The sequence below is a fragment of the Vagococcus sp. AM17-17 genome (assembly GCF_003471765.1).
GTDB lineage: Bacteria > Bacillota > Bacilli > Lactobacillales > Vagococcaceae > Vagococcus > Vagococcus teuberi.
In genome coordinates this window covers 47,667-68,438 of record NZ_QRJY01000005.1, presented here as the reverse complement: position 1 = coordinate 68,438, position 20,772 = coordinate 47,667, and the positions used below count along the sequence as shown (strand labels likewise).

General features: G+C 34.6%; 17 protein-coding genes. 3 read left to right on the top strand and 14 right to left on the bottom strand.

Annotated features, from left to right (window positions below):
* Positions 1-61: 61 nt before the first annotated feature.
* Complete coding sequence (locus DW196_RS07865; protein ID WP_118250872.1) at positions 62-961, bottom strand: Rgg/GadR/MutR family transcriptional regulator; 900 nt, start codon at positions 959-961, stop codon at positions 62-64.
* Between the two features lie 89 nt (positions 962-1,050).
* On the opposite strand from DW196_RS07865, the gene DW196_RS07860 reads away from it, so the two are divergent.
* Positions 1,051-1,947, top strand: a complete 897-nt coding sequence (locus tag DW196_RS07860) for an MFS transporter (protein ID WP_118250871.1) — start codon at positions 1,051-1,053, stop codon at positions 1,945-1,947.
* Between the two features lie 126 nt (positions 1,948-2,073).
* On the opposite strand, the gene DW196_RS07855 is transcribed toward DW196_RS07860, so the two are convergent.
* A complete protein-coding gene (locus DW196_RS07855) occupies positions 2,074-2,490 on the bottom strand; it encodes a cytidine deaminase (RefSeq protein WP_199566566.1) in 417 nt (138 codons plus the stop codon).
* 13 nt (positions 2,491-2,503) lie between these two features.
* Positions 2,504-3,163 carry a CPBP family intramembrane glutamic endopeptidase gene (locus DW196_RS07850; protein ID WP_118250869.1) on the bottom strand — a complete coding sequence of 220 codons (660 nt, stop codon included), beginning with the start codon at positions 3,161-3,163 and terminating at the stop codon, positions 2,504-2,506.
* A 283-nt stretch (positions 3,164-3,446) separates the two neighbouring features.
* On the opposite strand from DW196_RS07850, the gene DW196_RS11485 reads away from it, so the two are divergent.
* Entirely contained in the window at positions 3,447-4,847 is a 1,401-nt protein-coding gene (locus DW196_RS11485) for a DUF6056 family protein (protein WP_187363591.1), read from the top strand.
* Positions 4,848-4,937: 90 nt separating this feature from the next.
* On the opposite strand, the gene DW196_RS07840 is transcribed toward DW196_RS11485, so the two are convergent.
* From DW196_RS07840 to DW196_RS07805, 8 genes are all read right to left on the bottom strand, one after another.
* Positions 4,938-5,246: a PTS sugar transporter subunit IIB gene (locus tag DW196_RS07840; RefSeq protein WP_118250868.1), complete on the bottom strand. Its 309-nt coding sequence runs from the start codon at positions 5,244-5,246 to the stop codon at positions 4,938-4,940.
* A 12-nt stretch (positions 5,247-5,258) separates the two neighbouring features.
* The gene (iolG, locus tag DW196_RS07835; RefSeq protein ID WP_118250867.1) at positions 5,259-6,263 is read right to left on the bottom strand and encodes an inositol 2-dehydrogenase; all 1,005 of its coding nucleotides are present in this window, start codon (positions 6,261-6,263) and stop codon (positions 5,259-5,261) included.
* A gap of 21 nt (positions 6,264-6,284) precedes the next feature.
* Positions 6,285-7,880: a solute:sodium symporter family transporter gene (locus DW196_RS07830; RefSeq protein ID WP_118250866.1), complete on the bottom strand. Its 1,596-nt coding sequence runs from the start codon at positions 7,878-7,880 to the stop codon at positions 6,285-6,287.
* Between the two features lie 15 nt (positions 7,881-7,895).
* The gene (gene iolE / locus DW196_RS07825; protein WP_118250865.1) at positions 7,896-8,783 is read right to left on the bottom strand and encodes a myo-inosose-2 dehydratase; all 888 of its coding nucleotides are present in this window, start codon (positions 8,781-8,783) and stop codon (positions 7,896-7,898) included.
* Between the two features lie 89 nt (positions 8,784-8,872).
* A complete protein-coding gene (gene iolD / locus DW196_RS07820) occupies positions 8,873-10,786 on the bottom strand; it encodes a 3D-(3,5/4)-trihydroxycyclohexane-1,2-dione acylhydrolase (decyclizing) (RefSeq protein WP_118250864.1) in 1,914 nt (637 codons plus the stop codon).
* 14 nt (positions 10,787-10,800) lie between these two features.
* The gene (gene iolC, locus DW196_RS07815; protein ID WP_199500926.1) at positions 10,801-11,763 is read right to left on the bottom strand and encodes a 5-dehydro-2-deoxygluconokinase; all 963 of its coding nucleotides are present in this window, start codon (positions 11,761-11,763) and stop codon (positions 10,801-10,803) included.
* 14 nt (positions 11,764-11,777) lie between these two features.
* Positions 11,778-12,596, bottom strand: coding sequence for a 5-deoxy-glucuronate isomerase (gene iolB, locus DW196_RS07810; RefSeq protein ID WP_118250863.1), 819 nt, complete (start codon positions 12,594-12,596; stop codon positions 11,778-11,780).
* A 14-nt stretch (positions 12,597-12,610) separates the two neighbouring features.
* The gene (locus DW196_RS07805) at positions 12,611-14,068 is read right to left on the bottom strand and encodes a CoA-acylating methylmalonate-semialdehyde dehydrogenase (protein ID WP_199566565.1); all 1,458 of its coding nucleotides are present in this window, start codon (positions 14,066-14,068) and stop codon (positions 12,611-12,613) included.
* A gap of 223 nt (positions 14,069-14,291) precedes the next feature.
* On the opposite strand from DW196_RS07805, the gene DW196_RS07800 reads away from it, so the two are divergent.
* Positions 14,292-15,050 carry a DeoR/GlpR family DNA-binding transcription regulator gene (locus tag DW196_RS07800; protein ID WP_117973543.1) on the top strand — a complete coding sequence of 253 codons (759 nt, stop codon included), beginning with the start codon at positions 14,292-14,294 and terminating at the stop codon, positions 15,048-15,050.
* A gap of 41 nt (positions 15,051-15,091) precedes the next feature.
* On the opposite strand, the gene ftsY is transcribed toward DW196_RS07800, so the two are convergent.
* From ftsY to smc, 3 genes are read right to left on the bottom strand one after another with little or no spacing between them, the layout of a single operon-like run.
* The gene (gene ftsY / locus DW196_RS07795; protein WP_118250861.1) at positions 15,092-16,336 is read right to left on the bottom strand and encodes a signal recognition particle-docking protein FtsY; all 1,245 of its coding nucleotides are present in this window, start codon (positions 16,334-16,336) and stop codon (positions 15,092-15,094) included.
* Positions 16,337-16,350: 14 nt separating this feature from the next.
* Positions 16,351-17,166, bottom strand: a complete 816-nt coding sequence (locus DW196_RS07790; RefSeq protein WP_118250860.1) for a Cof-type HAD-IIB family hydrolase — start codon at positions 17,164-17,166, stop codon at positions 16,351-16,353.
* 15 nt (positions 17,167-17,181) lie between these two features.
* On the bottom strand, positions 17,182-20,754 hold the full coding sequence (smc, locus tag DW196_RS07785; protein WP_118250881.1) for a chromosome segregation protein SMC: 3,573 nt from the start codon (positions 20,752-20,754) through the stop codon (positions 17,182-17,184).
* Between the last annotated feature and the right edge of the window lie 18 nt (positions 20,755-20,772).

The following is a 20,772-nucleotide window of genomic DNA, read 5'->3' as shown; positions in this document are numbered from 1 at the left end:
CTATAAGTATGGCATGTACCCGCTTAAGAGTCAAATGAATGAGACATTTCTTACTAATCAACTAGTTATTTAATTGATTAGATACGATATTCTCACAAAATTCAATGGTATGAGTCATGCCTTGCGCTAAACGATGGTAGTCGCTACCGAGTAAGTAACACATCTCTTCTATCTTTTTTGCATTTAACAAAAACGTCTGATCTTTTGTCATAACATAATCATATAAATTAAAATCAAATACGCATAGTATGCGTTGAAATCCCTCTTCAGTGTTTTTTGTCACCTCATAAAAATCCTGTCTATAATTATTAATGTTAGCCCAATCTTTATTTTCCAAAGCTGTGCTTAAAAAATTAACGAATAAGTAGCTTTTTATCTTAACTACATCTGGATAATTGTTATACTGTCTTAATTGTTTTAATGCAAACTCCGTCAAAATCTGATAAGTCCCATAATCAAAGTGATGCCCATTATTTAGAAAAAAAGCGAATTCTTTTAATGTCCATGATTCGACAGACATCAGATGATTTTTTAGTATATCAACATCTTCTTTTTTATAAACAGCTGGTTCAATATGTTTTTTGCCTGACTCCTCATAAGAATAAATTAACAGATTTAATCTCGCCTTTAATACCTCATCCTCTTTAGTTTTCGGTGTATCATAATAAGCTCGTAGTTTTCTTAGTGTCTCAATGTCCCCTCTATTGGTTGCGACTGCTATTAACACGTTGCTAGTTATTTCTTCTGATGATTGATAACCATTGGCAATAAATTCAAATTCACCAAGTTTCATCTCTAACCTAGCTAAGACATCCATGAACTTTGTAACGGACATATCATGCAGTCCTTTTTCAAAATCTATAGCGTAAGTTTTAGAGACAATCCCAGAATATAAGTATTTTTGTGAGTATCCTTTGTTTAGTCGTATGTCGCGAACTACTTTTCCATAATCTGACTCCATCAAACCCCTCCTTTTTGGTCAACTATACTTTACCATTTATTCGTTCATAAAACGAATCATTCTATACTATAAAAAAGGAGGAATCACTTATGTCTATTATCAAAAAATACCCACTCTATCAAAAGATTATTCTGAACAACTTTATATCAACTCTTGGAGATTCAATGTACTATATTGCTCTTATGACATACGCAGCACAATTTACCAATTCATCTCTTGCCATCACGATTGTGTCATTATCTGAAAGCATTCCCTTTATTTTTGCTTCCCCGTTAGGCAGTTTGGCTGATATGAGCGAAAACAAAGCCACAAAAATATTTTACTCTGGATTAATACGTGGTGTGCTGTACCTATCAGTTGGGTCTTTAATCGGTTTTCAACAAAGTATGATGTTATTAGTTGGCATTAGTTTGATTAATTTTATTTCTGACAATGTTGGAAAATTTTCAAACAGTTTATTTTATCCTTTTGTCCCATTAATTGTAGAACAAGATGATTTAGAAGAAGCTCAAGGTTTAAATGGAGCGATTAGTAATATTGTGGCGATTATTGCGCAATTTGTTGGTGCCTATTTATTAGGACTGTTTTCTTATCAGCTACTTGCTGTCATTAATAGTATGACCTTTTTTGCGACAGCTTTGATTGTTTTATCAATGAAAAAAAGCCTAGATACCTTAGAAAAAGAACATCTAGACAAACATGAGTCAATCTCACTATCTGCTATTTGGAAACAGATGGTATTCGCTATTAAAGAAACAACAAAGAATAAACAATTTTTTAAATTAATTTTAGTTTTTGCTGGATTAAATGGCTTATCTTCTGCTATTTCACCTCTTTTATCAATCATTTTAGCAAAAGACTCAGCTCTCATTATTGATAGTTTTTCATTTACCTTTGCTCTTATTCAAGGTTTAACATCTATTGGGGTGATACTTGGTAGTTTATTTGGAACAAAATTATTTAAAAAGTTAGAATCAGCTAAGTAAAACGTCTGTTTTTTTAATACAACAGGTGTACAATTCAAATGATGACGTAAATAATCTAATTCTATTGGCATTGCACAAATAATTCCTATTTTCATAAAAGCACCTCATCCATCTTTTCTTTAGCTGTTATCCTCTTATATCTCCCCACCATTTTGGTAACAATTCTTCTAATATGACAATCTCTCTTGATTCATAATCAACCATAATTTGAGTTTCTTTGTTTTTAGGAGAAAACTGCATCAATGTTTCACGGCAAATACCACAAGGCATACCTCCATGATTTGTTGGAGGAGTATCTCTAAAAGCAATAATTCTTTTAACTTGAGTTTCTCCACTTGCTTGATACATATTAATTAAAGCCATTCTTTCGGCACACAAATTGATTGTGCCACCTGTTCCTTCAATACAGTACCCTGTAAAAATCTGTCCACTCTTACTTTCTAACGCACATACCACATGATTCGTATAGATAAAACTATTTACTTCTGTAGGGTGATAATACTCTTTCGCTCGTAAATACAATTCTTCCCAAATATCTACCATAATAACCCTCTTTCTACCCATAAAACATAGTATTAATAAGATTCCATGTCATATGTAATAACATTGGCACAAAAATATTTTTACTTTTCATAAACGACCAACTAAATAAAATGCCAAGAATAAACACCTGAATAAATCCACCAGAAGAAATAATACCATTCAACGTTCCTGTATATATCCATGTTGGAAAATGAATAAAAACAAATAAAATAGATGACAGGATCACCGCATTCCACTTTGAAACTTTTGTCAGTAACGAATTAAGTATCCATCCTCTAAAAACCAACTCTTCTGTTATACCGACAAATAAAACAGTATTGATTAAAGAAATAGGTCGGAAACTCGCTCTTATGGCTATATTGCCATATTGTATATAAGACATAATGAGTAGGTAGACAACTATTGCTAAAGCAACAAGGAACCATCTACTCCACTTCGTTTTTTGCTGAAATAAATCAGGGTAGTGTATTGCAATCCCTTCATTCTTTTTAATTAATAGGAAACTTGGAACCGTCCATACTCCTATTTTAATAACTGATTGAATCAATGTACCTATAATTGATGGAAAATTCATCATAATTGGTGGTTTTACCACAAACTCATACACATTCCATACGAAAAAGAAAAAAATAATATAAATAATTAATTGATTAAATGATTTTTTCTGTGACATCGTCGTCTCCTTTCATTTATAGACCTTTATTTACCTAAATTAATCTATTATGTAGTATAATAACAGAAAACGATAAGGAGTGATACATTATGGAATGGATAACTATCATCACAGATTTTATAGCCAATGTATTCACTGATATTAGTTTTAAACATATTGGAAAAAAAGATTAACTGTCATTTTGATAAATATGAAAAAGAAAGCACTGTTTTTAGGTGCTTTCTTTTTATTTTGTAGATTTTTAATTGAAGTCCATATATAATAAAGCAGGGTTGAATTGTTCATGTTAACAACATTAATAAACACAAAAGATTATACGATTATGACAAGAAGAAAACATTCAAAAAAAAAGCACAGCCGTTTAAACAGCAAAAAGGAAAACACATACATAAAATGGCTCGTTTTAATCATCACTTTTATCACAATTTTTACATTAAATCAATTAACATACTATACATCTGATGATTATACTTACCATTATGTCTACAAAGGACATATGCCAACAACTGATATTGAGAAAATAGATGGGATAGGCTCCATCGTTACTTCACAAATCAATCATTACCATTTGTGGAATGGACGATATTTAGCCCATAGTATCGTTCAATTTTTTCTTCAATATGACAAAATTATTTTTAATATATTTAACACATTCGCATTTATCCTATTGATGTATTTAATCTATGCAATTATAGAAACTAGGTCAAGTATTAAGAAACCAGGCATGCTTTTAGCGCAAATAGCGATGTTACTTTGGTTAATGATTCCAAGTTTTGGTCAAACAGTGCTGTGGGTATCTGGGGCAGGAAACTATCTTTGGACCTCACTCTTTTACACTGGTTTTTTATTGCTATATTTAAAAAATCTAGACGATCATCTTTTTGTGATTTTGGGGTCTATCTTCTTAGGATTTTTGACAGGTGTAACAAATGAAAATTCTGGTCCAGCTACGATATTGGTAGCCGTATGCATCTTTTTATTAAATATTATCATCAATAAAAAAATAAAAATTTATCAGATTACAGGTGTTTTATTCTCCGTTTTAGGCTTTATCTCCATGATGTCCTCAGCTGGATCACAAAAACGTGGCCATATTGATTTATCAGTAGAAGTCTTATCACGAAATCTAACTAACATTTTCATCAATAGCATGATTCATTTTTATTTTTTCTATCTATTAATTCTTGTTCTGATACTTATTTTATCATTACAGAAAGCTATAAAAGCAAAAGATATCTACTTCATCATTCTTTTACTTATAGGGCATTTTGCTTGTATTTATAGTCTGATTCTTGTTTCTGAACAACCCTTACGTGTATTATTTGGGGCATCTGTTTATCTCGTAATAGTTACCACATATTTACTCAATCGTTTGCGTAAATTAAAAAAATCCCAATTTATTTTAACTGTTGGGCTATTACTTTTTTCAGCCTATCATTACTATAATGCCATACAAGACAATCGTACAACATATTCTCAAGTAATGGAACAAGTTGCTTTACTAAAAAATGCAAGTCCAGATGAGGATGTCACTTTGCCTATGATTACTTATCCTAAAACTAATTATAATGCCTATAAAGGGACTGCCAATGTGACACAGGATAGGGAAGCTTGGTTCAATAAATGGATGGCTCAGTACTATAATGTGAAATCAATTACCGGCATACCACAACTAAATAAGTAAACAACGAATAAACCGTTAATATGAAAAAACTAGTTACGCCAAACCTTTCTATGATTTGAAATAACTAGTTTTTATTTAGTGTATAAGTTTCTATCTAATTCGCTCTAATATCCGCTCAATATTCATCGTCACAAACTCATCATCTTGAATCCCGCTCACATATGATTCATGTGATTTTTCTTCAAGTAAACTTCTTAATTCTTTTTCATAACGTTTAATTTGTGGTGCAAGTAAAATCACATCATAATGTTGTTGTGACAATTTTGTTTCCACACGTTGAACTGGTGCATAATCCACATCATAATTCAAACCATGTTCTCTTAAACTTTCTAACATTTTTGAAACAAATAGCGAGGCACTAATACCTGACTCACAGATAAATAAAATACTTTTTTCCATGTCATTCACCTTTTATAATTTTTTAACTTTAACAGGCTGACCAGTTTTCAATGATTCATTTGCAGCAAATGCTAAACGTTGTGCCATGATACCATCTTCATATGTCACAACAGTGTCTGTGTCATCTTTAATTGCTGTCAAGAATTCTTCGACTTCTTTAATATACGCATCATTGTAACGTTCTAAGAAAAAGTGAAGTGGTTTTTGGCTATGAACACCGGACTCATCTGATAACACAACTTGATTTACTCGTTCATTTTCTGCTTGAGACGCACCTTTTGAACCAAATGCTTCTAAACGTTGGTCATAACCATACACTGCTTGACGACTGTTACTAATCACACCTAAACAACCATTTTCAAAGGTTAATGTCACAATTGCTGTGTCAACATCGATTCCTTCAAGTTCAGGATTAACCAATGCATCCCCTGTAGCATAAACTTCTTTTACTTCACTACCTGTGATAAAACGGGCCATATCAAAGTCATGTATCATCATATCAAAAAATAGACCGCCTGACGACTTAACATAAGATAAAGGTGGTGCTTCTGGATCACGTGAATCAATACGTAATAATTGGATATCTCCAATTGATCCATCTTGAACATGTTTTTTTACTTGTGCAAAATTACGGTCGAAACGACGGTTAACACCTAGTTGGAATTTCACCCCTGCTTCTTTCACAATATGATAGGTTTCAACTGTTTCTTCATCAGAAAAACTAATTGGTTTTTCACAGAAGATATGTTTTTTCGCTGCCGCTGCTTTTTTGATTAATTCAGCATGTGTGTCCGTTGGTGTACAAATAAATACCACATCAATCTCATCATCATTAAAGATGGCATCAAAATCCGATACTAATGGTACACCATATTCTGCTTCAAATGTTGGCATGTTATCTGCAAAAATATCCGCGACCGCTTTTACTTTAACACCTGGCATTTGTACCAAGTTTTTCGTGTGAAGTTTTCCAATACGTCCGCCGCCAATTACACCTACAACTAATTCTTTTGTCATATCATTCATCCCCTAATTTTTTTATCTAGCAATCCCCACTGGAGAAAACATTAAATATGTTAAAACAACTACTAAAACGGTAATCACACTCACTAATTTTGTATGTTTCCAAGGTGTGATATCTACTTTTGTATTAAAGACTTTCAATTCAAAATCACCATCTGGTTTCAGTTTTGAAACCACAAACATAACAAGCATATCTAAGAAAAATAGCACACTTAACACATATAGAAAATGCACATCTTTTAACACAACTTTTGATAACGCATACAAGATAATATGTAAGTAAATCGTTACTTTTGCTGCAAAGGCTGTTGCTTTTTTAGAGTAAAATGCTAATAGAATAATTACCAATAATGGCATATTATACAATCCATTGAATTCTTGCACGAATTGATACAACCCTGCTGGTGCAAATGAAATCAATGGTGAGATAAAGATAGATAACAACCCGATCGCAACGGTAATCCGTTTACCAAAACGCGTGATATCATGATCGGTTGCTTGTTTATTGAAAACAGGCTTATAAAAATCAAGCGATAATAATGTTGAGGTCGCGTTTAACGCTCCTGAGAATGACGATAAAATCGCCCCAAAAATAACTGCTGCAAACACGCCATAAATCATCTCTGGTAAAACATGTGTCACAAGTGTTGGGTACGCCTCATCAGGCATCCCCATTAATGCATCACCAAAAATATTTCTCGCTACAATTCCTGGAAATACTAAAAATAATGCACCAAATACTTTAAAGAACCCAACAATAAATACGCCTTTTTGCGCTTCAGCTAAGTTTTTTCCAGCTAACGCTTTTTGAACAATCATCTGATTGGTACACCAGAAATATAAATTATTAAACATCATACCTGTTAATAGTGTTGGCCAAGGAACAATCGCTGAATCAATTGAACCAACAGAATTTAGTAACCAAGGTGTGTTATCCACAATGTGATCAATTCCTGCAATGAAACTACCATCACCAAGCATTGTAACGCCAATTGTCGGAATCAGTAGACCACAAGCTAATAAACCAAAGCCATACACTGTATCGCTGTAAGCACTTAGACGTAATCCCCCAATAAGTAGGTACAAAATTCCAATGACACCAATAGCTAGTGAAACGACAATGATTGACGTAATAGGACGAATACCCAACAGTTCATCAATCCGAAAAATCTTATTAAATACTAATGATCCTGAATATAATACCACAGGTAAAAAAGATGTGATGTAAGTAATAATAAATAATGCTGAAATAATTCTCTTAATTTGTGTATCATAACGTATTTCAATAAAATCAGATACGGTATTAATCCCATATTTTAAATACTTTGGTAAGAAAACGGACGCTAACATAACGATTGCGATGGCTGATGTGACTTCCCATGCCATAACTTCCATTCCTGCGACATAACTTTGTCCATTTTGGCCCACAATTTGCTCTGTTGATAAATTCGTCATAATAATCGAACCAGCAATCGGTAGGGCAGTCAAACTTCGACCACCCATAAAGAATCCTTCTGCCCCATCAACATTGACGCCACGTGAGCGTTTATAAGCAAATAACCACACACAACTAATAATGACAACAAAACTTAAAATAGAAAATAGATTCATGACCGTCTCCCTTTATTACAGTTTCGTAACTGATTTGATGTATTCACGAGCATTTTTTGCATAAATAAATGGATTAGCTTTTGCTGGATCTTGTTCTGCTTCTACGACAATCCATCCTTCATAACCATCTTTTTCAATCTCTTCCCAAATTGGTGTAAAATCAATCATGCCATCTCCTGGAACAGTGAACACGCCTTCTTTAACGCCTTTTAAGAAACTAAATGTGTTTGTTTTGACTTCTTCCATTTTTTCTTTACGGATATCTTTAAAGTGAATATGTTTAATACGGTCTTTGTGTGTTTGATACACTTCAATCGGATCTTCACCAGAGAAAACTAAGTGACCAGTATCATATAATAGTGACACTTTTTTAGGATCTGTCTCAGCCATCAAACGATTGATTTCATCAGTTGTTTGGACACCTGTCCCCATATGGTGGTGGTAAACAATAGACATGTCTTTTTCATTTGCCAACTCGCCTAATTTATCTAACCCACTTGTTAATTTTTCCCATTCATCTTCACTGAATTCTGGTTTTTTATCAAAAACAGGTGTCTCCATTTGACCTTGTACACTGTGTCCTTGTTCTGATACAACGATGACTTTTGCACCCATTGCATGTAAAAAGTCACGATGTAACATAAAAGCCTCTTCTGTTTCTTCAAATGGTTTGGTTGTTAAAAAAGCACTAAACCATGCACTAGCTACTGATAACCCACGTGGTTCTAAGTAGCTTTTTAATTCTTCTGGATTTTTCGGATATTTGTTTCCAATTTCTGTTCCTGTGTACCCTGCTAATGCCATTTCACTGATACATTGTTCAAACGTATTTTCCTTACCTAATTCCGGCATATCATCATTTGTCCAAGCGATTGGTGCAATCCCTAACTTAATAATTGTCATAGTATCCTCCTAGCTCAAAAAGAGCGCTTTCTTTGTTTTTAAAAGAAATATAGCTAACACCTTTATTTAGCTAGCTATATTCCCAAACCTTAATACTTCCACGCTTTTTCTAACTTCTGTTCTCTTTGTTTCCATGCTTGTGTCACATTAGGATTATCTGATACTTCTGATACTCCAACATTCCACCAACCACCATATCCATCAGTCATGGTTTTTGGCAATACTTTAATGTCAATCAATGTTGACACTGTTTGTTTTTTTGCATCTTCTAATGCGTCAACAAGTTCCTCACGTGTGTTAACACGATACACTTTTGCTCCATATCCTTTTGCAACCATTGCATAATCAATTGCCATAATCTGATTATCAACATCACGTAATTCACAGTTGAAACTTCCACCACCATTAGACATTTGCAAATTATTGATACAGCCATATCCAGCGTTATCAAACAAACACACATTAATTTTTTGTTTGTACTGAAGTGCTGTCACAAGTTCTGTATGTAACATCAAGAAACTACCATCACCTAATACGGCATATACTTCTTGATTTGGATTAGCTAATTTTGCTCCTAACGCTCCTGCTACTTCATACCCCATACATGAATACCCATACTCTAAATGATATGTATTGACTGTGTCCGTTTCCCATAAACGTTGGACATCACCTGGTAAAGAACCCGCTGAAGCAACGACAACACTGTCATCTGCTACTGTATCATTTAACGTGATGAGTGCATTAGTTTGAGTAAATTCAGTTTGCAGCACATCAGCATAGTCATTCATGATTTCTTGTGAAAAATGATCCGCAATTTCTGCTTTAAATGTTTCTCTATTAAAGACAATATTATGTAAACGTTGGCGTTCTTCTTGCCATTCTTTTTGCCATTCTTCTAACTCATGACCATAACTGGCTTTATAATTACCAAGATGTTGACTAAACCATTCTAAAATAGCCTTCGCATCACCCACTACTTGTAAGGCATCAAATTTATAAGCTTGCACTCGGCTCACATTGATATTAATAAATCGTGTTTTATCATAATCAAATGCTGTCTTTGATGACGTGGTAAAATCGGTATAACGAGTTCCAATTCCTATCACTAAATCAGCAGACTCAATCGCTTTATTAGCAGCTGATGTCCCCAAGATACCTGTACCACCTAAGTTATAAGCAAAACTATTTGGAACAGTTGATTTTCCAGCATGCGTTTCAACTAATGGGATATTATGTTGCGTTGCAATCTGTTGGATTACCTCGCCAGCACCAGAATATCTCGCACCACCACCCACAATCATCACTGGACGTTTGCTTTCTTTGATTCTATCTAGTGCGTCATTCAAGGCTCTTTCAACAGGACTTGTACGATCTAAATAGTGAACACGTTTTTTAAAAAATGACGCATCGAAATCAAATGCTTCCCCTTCAGTATCTTGCGGTAAACAAATCGTTGCTGGTCCAGCTGTTGCCGGATTTGTCATCACTTCAAATGCTCGAATTAACGCTGACATTAACTGTTCAGGACGTGTTACACGGTCCCAATATCGTGATACTGCTTTGAACGCATCATTTGTTGTTAGTGAAATACTAGATTCATGCTCTAGTTGTTGCAACACTGGATCTGGTTGACGTGTCGCAAAAGTATCTGCTGGTAAAAATAAAACAGGAATATTATTTGCATGCGCTGTTGCGGCTGCTGTAATCATGTTTGCTGAACCAGGTCCAGCTGAAGCTGTCACAGCATAAATTTTTTGTCGTTTCATTTGTTTGGCATAAGCAATCGCAGCATGCGCCATCCCTTGTTCGTTTTTACCTTGCATTATCTTTAAATGCCCTGGATTTTCTTCTAGAGCATGACCTAGGCCCAAGACATTACCATGTCCAAAAATATTAAATACTCCCTCAACAAAAGGTGTTTCTACACCATCAACATAGATATATTGTTGATTTAAAAACTTAACTAATGCTTGTGCTGTTGTTAATCGAATTGTTTCTCTCATTAGCTTACTTCCTTTTAGTTTGATTGTTCTTCCATTAACGCTTCAATTTGTTCTACTGTTGGCATGGCTTCAGATGAGCTATGTTTACTTACCACGATGGCTGCTGAGGCACTACCATATTGCAATGCTTCTTGAATTGTTTTCCCTTTAGTTAAGGCATATAAAAAGGCTGCAGCGTAAGAGTCTCCTGCTCCAAATGTTTTTAATACATTTGATTTATACGCTTTACCACGGAATGTTTCGCCCTCTTTTGTATAAGCATATGACCCTTCAACACCATGTTTAATCACGATTAATTCAGGCTCATGTTGGAATAAATACGCGACTGTTTTATCGTTATTTCCTTCTACTACATTCTCCAACATATTAAATTCATCACGTGTTCCAATCACGACATCTGATTGTTCAGCTACGATTGAGTAGTAAACAGATACTTCTTCAGCATTTTTCCATGTATAAGGACGATAGTCTAATTCAAACACCACTTTGACATTATTTTTTCGTGCTAATGCAACTGACTTTAATACGGCTTCACGGCTAGGACTTTGTGCTAAACCTGTTCCTGATACAACTAACATTTTCGCTTGTTTGATGTAGTCTTCACTGACTTCATTTGGCTCTAAATATAAATCAGCCACATCATCACGGTACATTAAAATACTACATTCTGACGGACTAAGAATTTCAGTAAAAGCCAACCCTGCTTTATGTCCATCTTTATCTATTGCCATTTGGCTTGTATCAATTCCAACTTCTGACATGTAATTTGAGATAAATCTTCCGTGTTGATCATCAGGAATTTTCCCAATAAATCCACAAGATAATCCTAATTTTGATGCACCAATTGCAATATTGGCTGGAGATCCTCCAACGTATTTACTAAATGTTTCTGTTTCTTCCATTGGACGATTGTACTCCACTGCATTTAAATCAATACACGCTCGGCCAACAGCAATTAAATCATAAGTTGTCATAATTAAACTCCTTTTTATTAGTCTCTATTTAAAATCCATTCGTGATCTTTGTCATTATGAAACTGCCATTTTTTGATTGGCCCTGCCATAATATTTAAATAATAACCATCGTATCCATCAGGGACTGATACTGGATGATAACCTTTTGGTACTAACACCACATTTTCATGTTCTACAGTCATGGTTTCATCTAATGAACGATCATCTGTGTATACACGTTGGAATACAAAGCCTTTTTTAGGGTTCATTTCATGATAATAAGTTTCTTCCAAGAAGGATTCATGTGGTAAATTATTTTGATCGTGTTTATGAGGGGGATAGCTAGACCAGTTACCACTATCTGTATACACTTCAACCACAATTAATTTATCTGAAATGGGACTTTGATCATCCATAATATTGTGAACAGTACGTTTGTTTTGATATTTTCCACGATGTTCTACTGAATTATCAGATGCTTTAATTAAAGTCGTTGGTAATGTTTTATTACTTGGAGCATAGGCAATTAATACTCTAGCATCCTCATTGGTCGTAATATCGAACGTTTTACCACTTGAAACATAAACACTATCCGTTGGAACTCTATCAAAGACATCTTGACGATTCCCAATTTGTTTAAATGAGTCTTCCCCAACTATTACATCAATTTTCCCTGTCATCACGACAATGCACGCTTCTAAATTCGTTAATTCTTCTGTGTAAATACCACCTTTAGATAGGTTTAACACGCGCATTTCAATATAGCGTAATCCGTCCGCCTCACGCGTCACGTGATGGCATTCCACCACGTGTTCAGAAAGTTCTTTTTTATATGGACGTCGTTTTAGCTCAACCATTTTGTTTCCTCCCTTTACACATCACTACGTGCGTAACGTGCTGTTACGACTTTATTACGTGTATAGAAATCTACTCCAGCTTTCCCATTTGCTGGTAATGTCCCGTAGAATGATGATTTCCATCCTGAAAACGGGAACATTGCCATTGGAGCAGGAACGCCTAAGTTAATACCTAACATTCCAGCATCAATGTTTTCTCTAAAGAAGCGAATAGCCGAAGCATTATTCGTAAAGAGGCAAGCACCGTTAGCAAACTCTGATGCATTTGCAATAGAAATCCCTTCTTGTAAATCCTTAATTTTCATAATAGATAACACTGGAGCAAATAATTCATCTTTCCAAATAGTCATGTCTGTTGTCACACCTTCAAAAATAGTTGGTCCAACAAAGAATCCCGCCTCATCTAGTTGCTCACGACCGTCACAGATTAAATTAGCACCTGCTTCAACGCCTTGCTCGATATAGTTTAGTGTACGATCTAAGTTTTCTTGACGAATAACTGGGCCCAAGAACACGCCATCATCTAATCCATTGCCCATCTTGATATCTTTTGTGGCTTTTGTTAATTCAGCCATGAATTCATCATAGATACCTTCTTCTACTGTTACCACTGCAGCTGCCATACAACGCTCACCAGCTGAACCAAACGCGGCACTTACAATAGCAGGAATACTGTCTTTAAGATTGGCATCATTTAAAACAATCGTGTGGTTTTTAGCTCCTGTTAGTGATTGAACACGTTTTAAGTTTTTAGAACCTTCTGTATAAACATATTGTCCAACTGGTTGTGACCCAACAAATGAAATCGCTTTGATATCTGGGTGTTGTAATAAACCGTTTACAACATCATGTGCTCCAAAAACTACATTAAATACTCCTTTAGGTAAACCAGCTTCTTCTAATAAGCTCACCACTTTTTCCATTAACATTGGCGCTTTTTCAGATGGCTTCAATACTACTGTGTTTCCTGTAGCAATGGCCATGGGGAACATCCAAAACGGTACCATCATCGGAAAGTTGAATGGCGTTATTCCACCAACTACTCCGATTGGGTATTTATAAACACTTGCTTCAACATCTGTTGCGATAGAAGATAAATTATCCCCCATCATTAAAGTTGGTGCTCCAGCAGCAAATTCTACATTTTCAATACCACGTTGAACTTCACCATATGATTCAGATAAAGCCTTTCCATTTTCTAACGTAACTAATTTTGCTAACTCATCTTTGTTTTCAATTAATAATTGATGAAACTTATATAAAATTCGTGCACGTCTTGGTACAGCAACTTCTTTCCATGTTTGAAATGCTTCTTGTGCTACTGTTGCTGCATGATCTAAATCCTCACAGGTTGATAACGGAACCTCACACATTACTTCTTTTGTTGCAGGATTCACTACTGTTTCGTATGTGGTTGTTTGGCTTTCTACCCACTCACCATTTATATAATTTTTTAATTTTCTAATTGACATTCATACCCCTCCATAGATTTACTTAAAACATACCATTTAAATTGTTACATCTTGGTTGTTTTGGTTAACTTTGATTTAATATTACCTTTGATTTAATCAACAGTCAATATTTTTTGTTAATTTTATAAAAATAACTGGTAATTAAAACATAATTTGATTAACTATTGATAAACTTATGTATAGGTGATATGATGAAAAAAATGACAGAAAGTGGAGAATACTTATGAAAGAGAAACGATTTGAATTAATGAAACAATATATTTTAGATCACAGCCATGTGAGCTTAAAAGAATTGGAAGAGGAATTCAACGTATCCATGAATACTATTAGACGAGATGTTAATAAGATACTCAAAGACTCACGTTTTGAAAAAGTTTACGGCGGTGTTAGTGTAAAAGAGGGGACTCTTGTTGATTTTGAGTATCGAAACGTTGAAAATAAGGAAGATAAAAAAGCCATCGCACAAAAAGCGGCTTCTTTTATTGAGTCAGATGACTTAATCTATATTGATTCTGGTACTACAACGAAATATATCCTAGATTATGTAGATGAAAACATTCCTCTTACGATTATTACCAATAGTTTAGATGTTGTATTAAAAGCTGAAAAATTAAGAAAAGCAAATATTTTTCTGATTGGTCATATTTTTAAGAAGCCTACCCGTTCATTTGTTGGAGTAGAAAATGACGAATTATCTGTTAAATACAATATTACAAAAGCATTTATGGCAGCAACAGCTGTTTCTATCAATAGTGGCTTAATGAATTCTGACATTATGGAATACGAGATCAAGCGACAAGTCATTGATAAAGCGGATAAAATCTTTTTACTAGCTGATGAAACAAAATTTGATCATTCGACTTTATTAACTTATGCAGATTTGAGTGCTGTCGATCTATTAATTACAAATAAGAAATTTACTGATCCATACTCTTCTTATTTTGTTGAGCATAATATTGACGTTTTACATTCATATAAATAATAAAAAACGATAAAACCTATCAAGGCTTTATCGTTTTTTATTTACCCATCATAATCTTCCATTAAATCTTTAAACAATCCGTAAACAAATTGATTTGGATTAAAGGCTTCTAAATCAGTGATTTTCTCTCCTAATCCAACTAATTTTACTGGTAAATGTAATTCATTTCTAATAGCTAAGACAATCCCACCTTTAGCTGTTCCATCTAGCTTAGTTAAAACTATCCCTGTCACATCAGTGGTATTTTTGAATTCTTTTGCTTGAATCAACGCATTTTGTCCAGTCGTTGCATCAACAACTAATAACACTTCATGAGGAGCTGAAGGGTATTCACGTTCGATGATACGCTTCATCTTTTCTAATTCTTTCATCAAGTTTACTTTGTTTTGCAAACGTCCTGCTGTATCCACTAATAAAATATCATAATGCTCATTTTTCATTTTCTCAACAGCATCATACACGACTGCAGCTGGATCTCCACCGGCATTATGTCTAACCACATCCACACCAGCACGTTCTCCCCAAACAACCAATTGATCAATTGCTCCGGCTCTAAAGGTATCCGCAGCAGCTAACAAGACTTTCTTACCCTCATCCTTGTAACGTTTGGCTAATTTACCAATACTTGTTGTTTTACCAACACCATTCACACCAACAAATAGCATAATAGTCGGACTATCAGTTTGGATGTTTAACTCATTATTTTCTTCAATACCTTCTGCTTCATAAATTTCAACTAATTTTTCGATAATCGTTGCTTGAACATCTTTTTTCTTCTTCACATTTTTTAATTTAACTTCTTCTTGTAACTCATCAGAAATACGCATTGCCGTTTCAAATCCAACATCGGCAGAAATCAACGCTTCTTCTAAGTCTTCAAAGAACTCATCATCAACCATTCTGAAATTAGCAAATAATTCATTCATATACTGACCAAATGAACGTCTTGATTTCTCTAATCCTTTATCATATTTTTTAATGGTTTCTTCTTTTTTCTCTTCGACTACCGGTGGTTCTGGTACCTTAACTGGCTTTTTAACTTCTGGCACTTCTTCAACTTTTATTTCCTCTTTAGGTTGTTCTGGCTCACTCACTTCAACTAATTCTTCAACAATCGTTTCTTCTTTTTCTTCTGGTTCTTCCGTTACGACAACTGTGTCATGATTTTCTTCTTGAGAGAGTTCTTCGACCGTTTCCTCTAATTCTTCAACTAGTTCTTCTTTTGGTGCTTCTTCAACTTTTTTCTCACCTAAAACGGCTTTTTTTATCTTATCAAAAAATCCCATTTAACTTCCTCCTACTATTTTGTCAGCACAAATGTTTCAACCGCATGTGCGACTCCATCTTCTTCATTACTTTTCGTGATAAATTGGGCGATGTCTTTGACTTCTTGACTTCCATTATCCATCACGACTCCCATTCCTGCATACTCAATCATCGAAAAATCGTTGGCTTCATCACCAATTGCCATCACTTCAGATTGTTTAATGCCTAAATAGTTAGCTAACTCATCAATTCCAGCTGCTTTACTTGCTTCTTTGCGGATGATTTCTAATAGATTCACACGAGACTTCATGATATTAAATTCTTCCAATAACTCTTTTGGTAATTGTGCTATTTTTTCATCAAGATAGCTTGTTTCAACTGCCACCACCATTTTATTAAATAAACGATCCTTATCTAATGTTTCGAGTGTGGCATGTTCTACCTTAAGCAATGGATTCATTGATTCATAGATTGATGTATGAGGTTCTTTAACCGTATCCAGATGAATGACTGTGTCCACAGAAATAATATCTAGTGGTAAATTTAATTTTCTCATCACTTTTGCGACACGACTCACTTCATCAAACGATAATGAATGAGCTAATAATGTCTCTGCCGTATCGTTTTTTTGCACGGAGCTACCATTAAACGTGATGCTATAATCTCCTTCATCTCTTAACTCTAATCTATCTAGATAAGGCTCAATCGCAAATAATGGTCTTCCTGTGCAAATAACGACTTTAACTCCTTGTTCTTTAGCTTTAGTTAATACTTCTTTGTTTCTATCTGAAATTTGTTTATCATCTGTTAACAATGTACCATCTAAATCAATTGCGATTAATCTAATCATACCATTCTCCCCTGTCTATTTTAGTGTATCTTCTAGTTTTTCCATCTCTTCTAAATGTACGGACACGACTTTCGAGATACCCGACTCTTGCATCGTCACCCCATACAACATTTTAGCTGACTCCATCGTTCCTTTACGATGAGTGATTACTATAAATTGCGTGGCATCTCCAAAGTGACGCAAGTAATTTCCAAATCGGGCAACGTTCGCTTCATCTAATGCTGCTTCAACCTCATCTAAAATACAAAACGGAATTGGGCGTGCTTGAATGATAGAAAACAGCAAGGCAATCGCAGTTAACGCCCTTTCTCCACCAGACAATAAACTTAATTGTTGTAATTTTTTACCAGGTGGTTGTGCGACAATATCTATTCCAGTATGAAGTAAATCTGTTTCATCACTTAATATCAAATCAGCATGTCCACCACCAAACATTTTAGGAAACACTTGACGAAACTCTTCACGAATATCACAAAAGACTTCATGGAACTGTTTCATCACTAACATGTCCATCTCATCCATTGTCTCTTGTAACTCATCTTTCGCTTGATTCAAATCATCTCGTTGACTCGTTAAAAAGTCATATCGTTCTAATATTTCATCATGTTGTGTAATGGCTGATATATTGACTGGCCCTAGCTCTGAAATTTTAACTTTCAAATCACGAATGACTTGGCTCACTTGTGATGCATCATGAATATCAAATGATCTTTCTTTTGCTGCTTCAAAAGTTAAACTATATTCTTCTTGTAAATAAGTCAATAAACTATCTAATTGATTATCACAAGTTCCCTGCATGATTTCAAGCTCAGTTTTCTGATTCACAAGTTCACGAATGACTGCATAACTTTTATCGACTATTACGTCGTGTTCTTTGATTGTTTTAGCATAGTGCTCTCGTTGTTTCTTTGCTTTACTAATTTGAGTCAAGACTTCTTCTCTTTTACGAGATGCTTCGCTCATTTGTTTTGCAATGTTTTCTTCGTCTTCTTTATAATGAGAACTGTCTTCCTCATGGGATTGACTTTCCTGTAACATTTCACTCATTTTTTGATCTGCTTCTTGTAACCGAGTATTTCGTTCTAATTGTTTTTCAGCTAACTGATTTAGTTTTTCTTTTGTAACAGCCAAATCGGCCTCTTTTTGAGCGAGTTCTTTTGTTAAAGTTTCTTTTTTCTCAGAATTCGTCGCCTCTAACTGATCCACATCAGCCATTCTTTTATCTAACTCTGCAATCTTTTGAGCAAGTTCTTTTTGTTGTGCTTCATAATGTTCTTTTTCTTGTTGATACTCTGTAAGAAATTGATTTAATTCACTTTGCTCATACTCTAGTATTTTCTTTTCTTTTTCTAACTGTGTCACATCTTGCGTTAAAAGAGATACTTGTGATTGTAGTTTTTGCTCTGTTAGTCTGGCTTCTTCACCCAATTTACGCAGATTTTCAAGTGAGTCATCTATTAAAGAAACTTCTTTTTGCAATTCAGTCACGTCAGTTTCTTTTTGTTTGTATAGAGTGGTCATTTGAGATAATTGCTTTTCAATATCTTGTAACTCTTTTGATTGAGAAAACCAGTGCATCGACTGACCTTTTTTGCTCATCCCACCAGTCATAGAACCACCAGGATTCATCACATCTCCATCCAATGATACCACACGATACTGAAAGTTAATTTGTTTTGCTATATGAGTGGCTGCCTCTAATGAATCCGCCACAATAGTTAAGCCTAATAAGTTCTTAACAATGGCAGAAACCTCTTCATCATAACGAACTAACTCACTAGCTACTCCCACAAACCCTGACATATTTTGTACTTTATCTAAAACATCTTGCCTAATATATCGTGCTTTAACAGTAGTCAATGGCAGAAACGTCGCACGACCTAGTCTTTGTTTCTTCAAATAAGAAATAGCTTCTCTAGCACTTTGGTCATCCTTTGTTACAACATGTTGAACACTTGCTCCAAGTGCTGTTTCAAGGGCTTGTTGATAAGATGATGGTATATCAATTAATTCCGCTACAGCACCGACTATACCTGGAAACTGTTGTTTTTCTTTTAGCACCGCTCGCACACCTTGATAGAAACCTGAATAGTTATCTTGCAATTCTTTCAAGCTTTTTTGCTTAGCTTGGGCTTGTTGTAAGATTCTTAAGGCATCCATTAACTGCGTGTTTAACTTTTTTAATTCCTGACTACGTTGCTCTTTAAGTTGTCTTTTTTGCTGATAGTCTTCTAAATAGGTGACAACATTTTCTTTTTTAACGTCATACACTTTTGTTAATTCATCTAGTTCTTTTTGTTTGTTAGTTATCGTTGCAACAAGCTCTTCATACTGATTCATTTCACGTGAGTTTTTATTTGTTTCTTGGTTAAATTGTTTTTCTAAATGTTTTAACTCGTTGTTCACATGACTTTGTTGTTGCATGTATTCTAGATAATCACTTCGCATATCATCTAATTGCTCTTTAGCTGATTTGCTGTATTGAACTAGTTCTTCTCGAATACGTGAAATCAACTTCGTAAGAGATTTCTTTTCTTCAATTAAACTATTTTCTTCATCTTCTAAAGAACGCACTTCTTTTTTAAGTACTTCTTTTTCCGTATCTAAGTTGCGTAATGTCTTTTGTTGCACTTCTTTTGTTTGAACAGAAAACTTTTGTTTTTCCTCTAACACTCGTTTTTGTGTTTCAAGTTGTTCATATTGTGTGCTACAGTCAAGCAATCGTTGCTGATGACTATCAAGCATTTGCTCAAGAGTTGCTTGCTCAGATTTTAATCGTTCAAGCTTTTCTTCTAGTTCATTTTTTTCAGTTTCTTTCTGATTTATCAACTGATTTTTTTCTTCAAGTTGTTTTTTATTATCATTCCATTTGTTTTTTGTTTCTTCAATCAAATGAGTTGTCATACTCACATCTTGCTCAGATAACTGCTCCTTTAATGCTAAATAGGTCTTCGCATTATCACTTTGTTGTTTCAATGGTGCTAGTTGAATTTCCAGCTCATAAATAATATCTTGCACACGACTAAGGTTATCGTCTGTCTCTCCTAGATGTTTTTCTGCCTGTTTCTTGCGGTTTTTATATTTCAATACTCCAGCAGCTTCTTCAAAAATCGCACGACGTTCTTCAGGTTTACTGTTAAAAATTTCTTCTACTTTTCCTTGAGAAATAATCGAAAAAGAATCTCTACCTAAACCTGAATCCATGAATAAACTAATCACGTCTTTTAGGCGACAACGTTGTTTATTGATGAAAAAATCACTCTCGCCATCACGTGTTAGTCGTCTTGTGACACTGACTTCAGTGTACTCAATCGGTAAAAAATGGTCCTCATTATCTAGTACTAACGTCACTTCTGCTATATTTAACGGTGAACGCGAAGAAGAGCCAGCAAAAATAACGTCTGGCATTTTCCCCCCACGTAAACTTTTTGCTGACTGCTCCCCTAAAACCCATCGAATGGATTCTGTAATATTACTTTTTCCACTTCCATTAGGACCAACTATTGCCGTCAAGCCTTCATTAAATTCAATTACTGTTCGATCTGCAAAGGATTTAAATCCTGCAATTTCAATTCGTTTCAAATACACAAACAATAAGTCCCCTTC

Bases quoted from the DNA above. Each gene is read 5' to 3' on its own strand.
- DW196_RS07865 (WP_118250872.1), bottom strand. From the start codon at position 961: ATGGAGTCAGATTATGGAAAAGTAGTTCGCGACATACGACTAAACAAA.
- DW196_RS07860 (WP_118250871.1), top strand. From the start codon at position 1,051: ATGTCTATTATCAAAAAATACCCACTCTATCAAAAGATTATTCTGAAC.
- DW196_RS07855 (WP_199566566.1), bottom strand. From the start codon at position 2,490: ATGGTAGATATTTGGGAAGAATTGTATTTACGAGCGAAAGAGTATTAT.
- DW196_RS07850 (WP_118250869.1), bottom strand. From the start codon at position 3,163: ATGTCACAGAAAAAATCATTTAATCAATTAATTATTTATATTATTTTT.
- DW196_RS11485 (WP_187363591.1), top strand. From the start codon at position 3,447: ATGTTAACAACATTAATAAACACAAAAGATTATACGATTATGACAAGA.
- DW196_RS07840 (WP_118250868.1), bottom strand. From the start codon at position 5,246: ATGGAAAAAAGTATTTTATTTATCTGTGAGTCAGGTATTAGTGCCTCG.
- iolG (WP_118250867.1), bottom strand. From the start codon at position 6,263: ATGACAAAAGAATTAGTTGTAGGTGTAATTGGCGGCGGACGTATTGGA.
- DW196_RS07830 (WP_118250866.1), bottom strand. From the start codon at position 7,880: ATGAATCTATTTTCTATTTTAAGTTTTGTTGTCATTATTAGTTGTGTG.
- iolE (WP_118250865.1), bottom strand. From the start codon at position 8,783: ATGACAATTATTAAGTTAGGGATTGCACCAATCGCTTGGACAAATGAT.
- iolD (WP_118250864.1), bottom strand. From the start codon at position 10,786: ATGAGAGAAACAATTCGATTAACAACAGCACAAGCATTAGTTAAGTTT.
- iolB (WP_118250863.1), bottom strand. From the start codon at position 12,596: ATGGTTGAGCTAAAACGACGTCCATATAAAAAAGAACTTTCTGAACAC.
- DW196_RS07805 (WP_199566565.1), bottom strand. From the start codon at position 14,068: ATGTCAATTAGAAAATTAAAAAATTATATAAATGGTGAGTGGGTAGAA.
- DW196_RS07800 (WP_117973543.1), top strand. From the start codon at position 14,292: ATGAAAGAGAAACGATTTGAATTAATGAAACAATATATTTTAGATCAC.
- ftsY (WP_118250861.1), bottom strand. From the start codon at position 16,336: ATGGGATTTTTTGATAAGATAAAAAAAGCCGTTTTAGGTGAGAAAAAA.
- DW196_RS07790 (WP_118250860.1), bottom strand. From the start codon at position 17,166: ATGATTAGATTAATCGCAATTGATTTAGATGGTACATTGTTAACAGAT.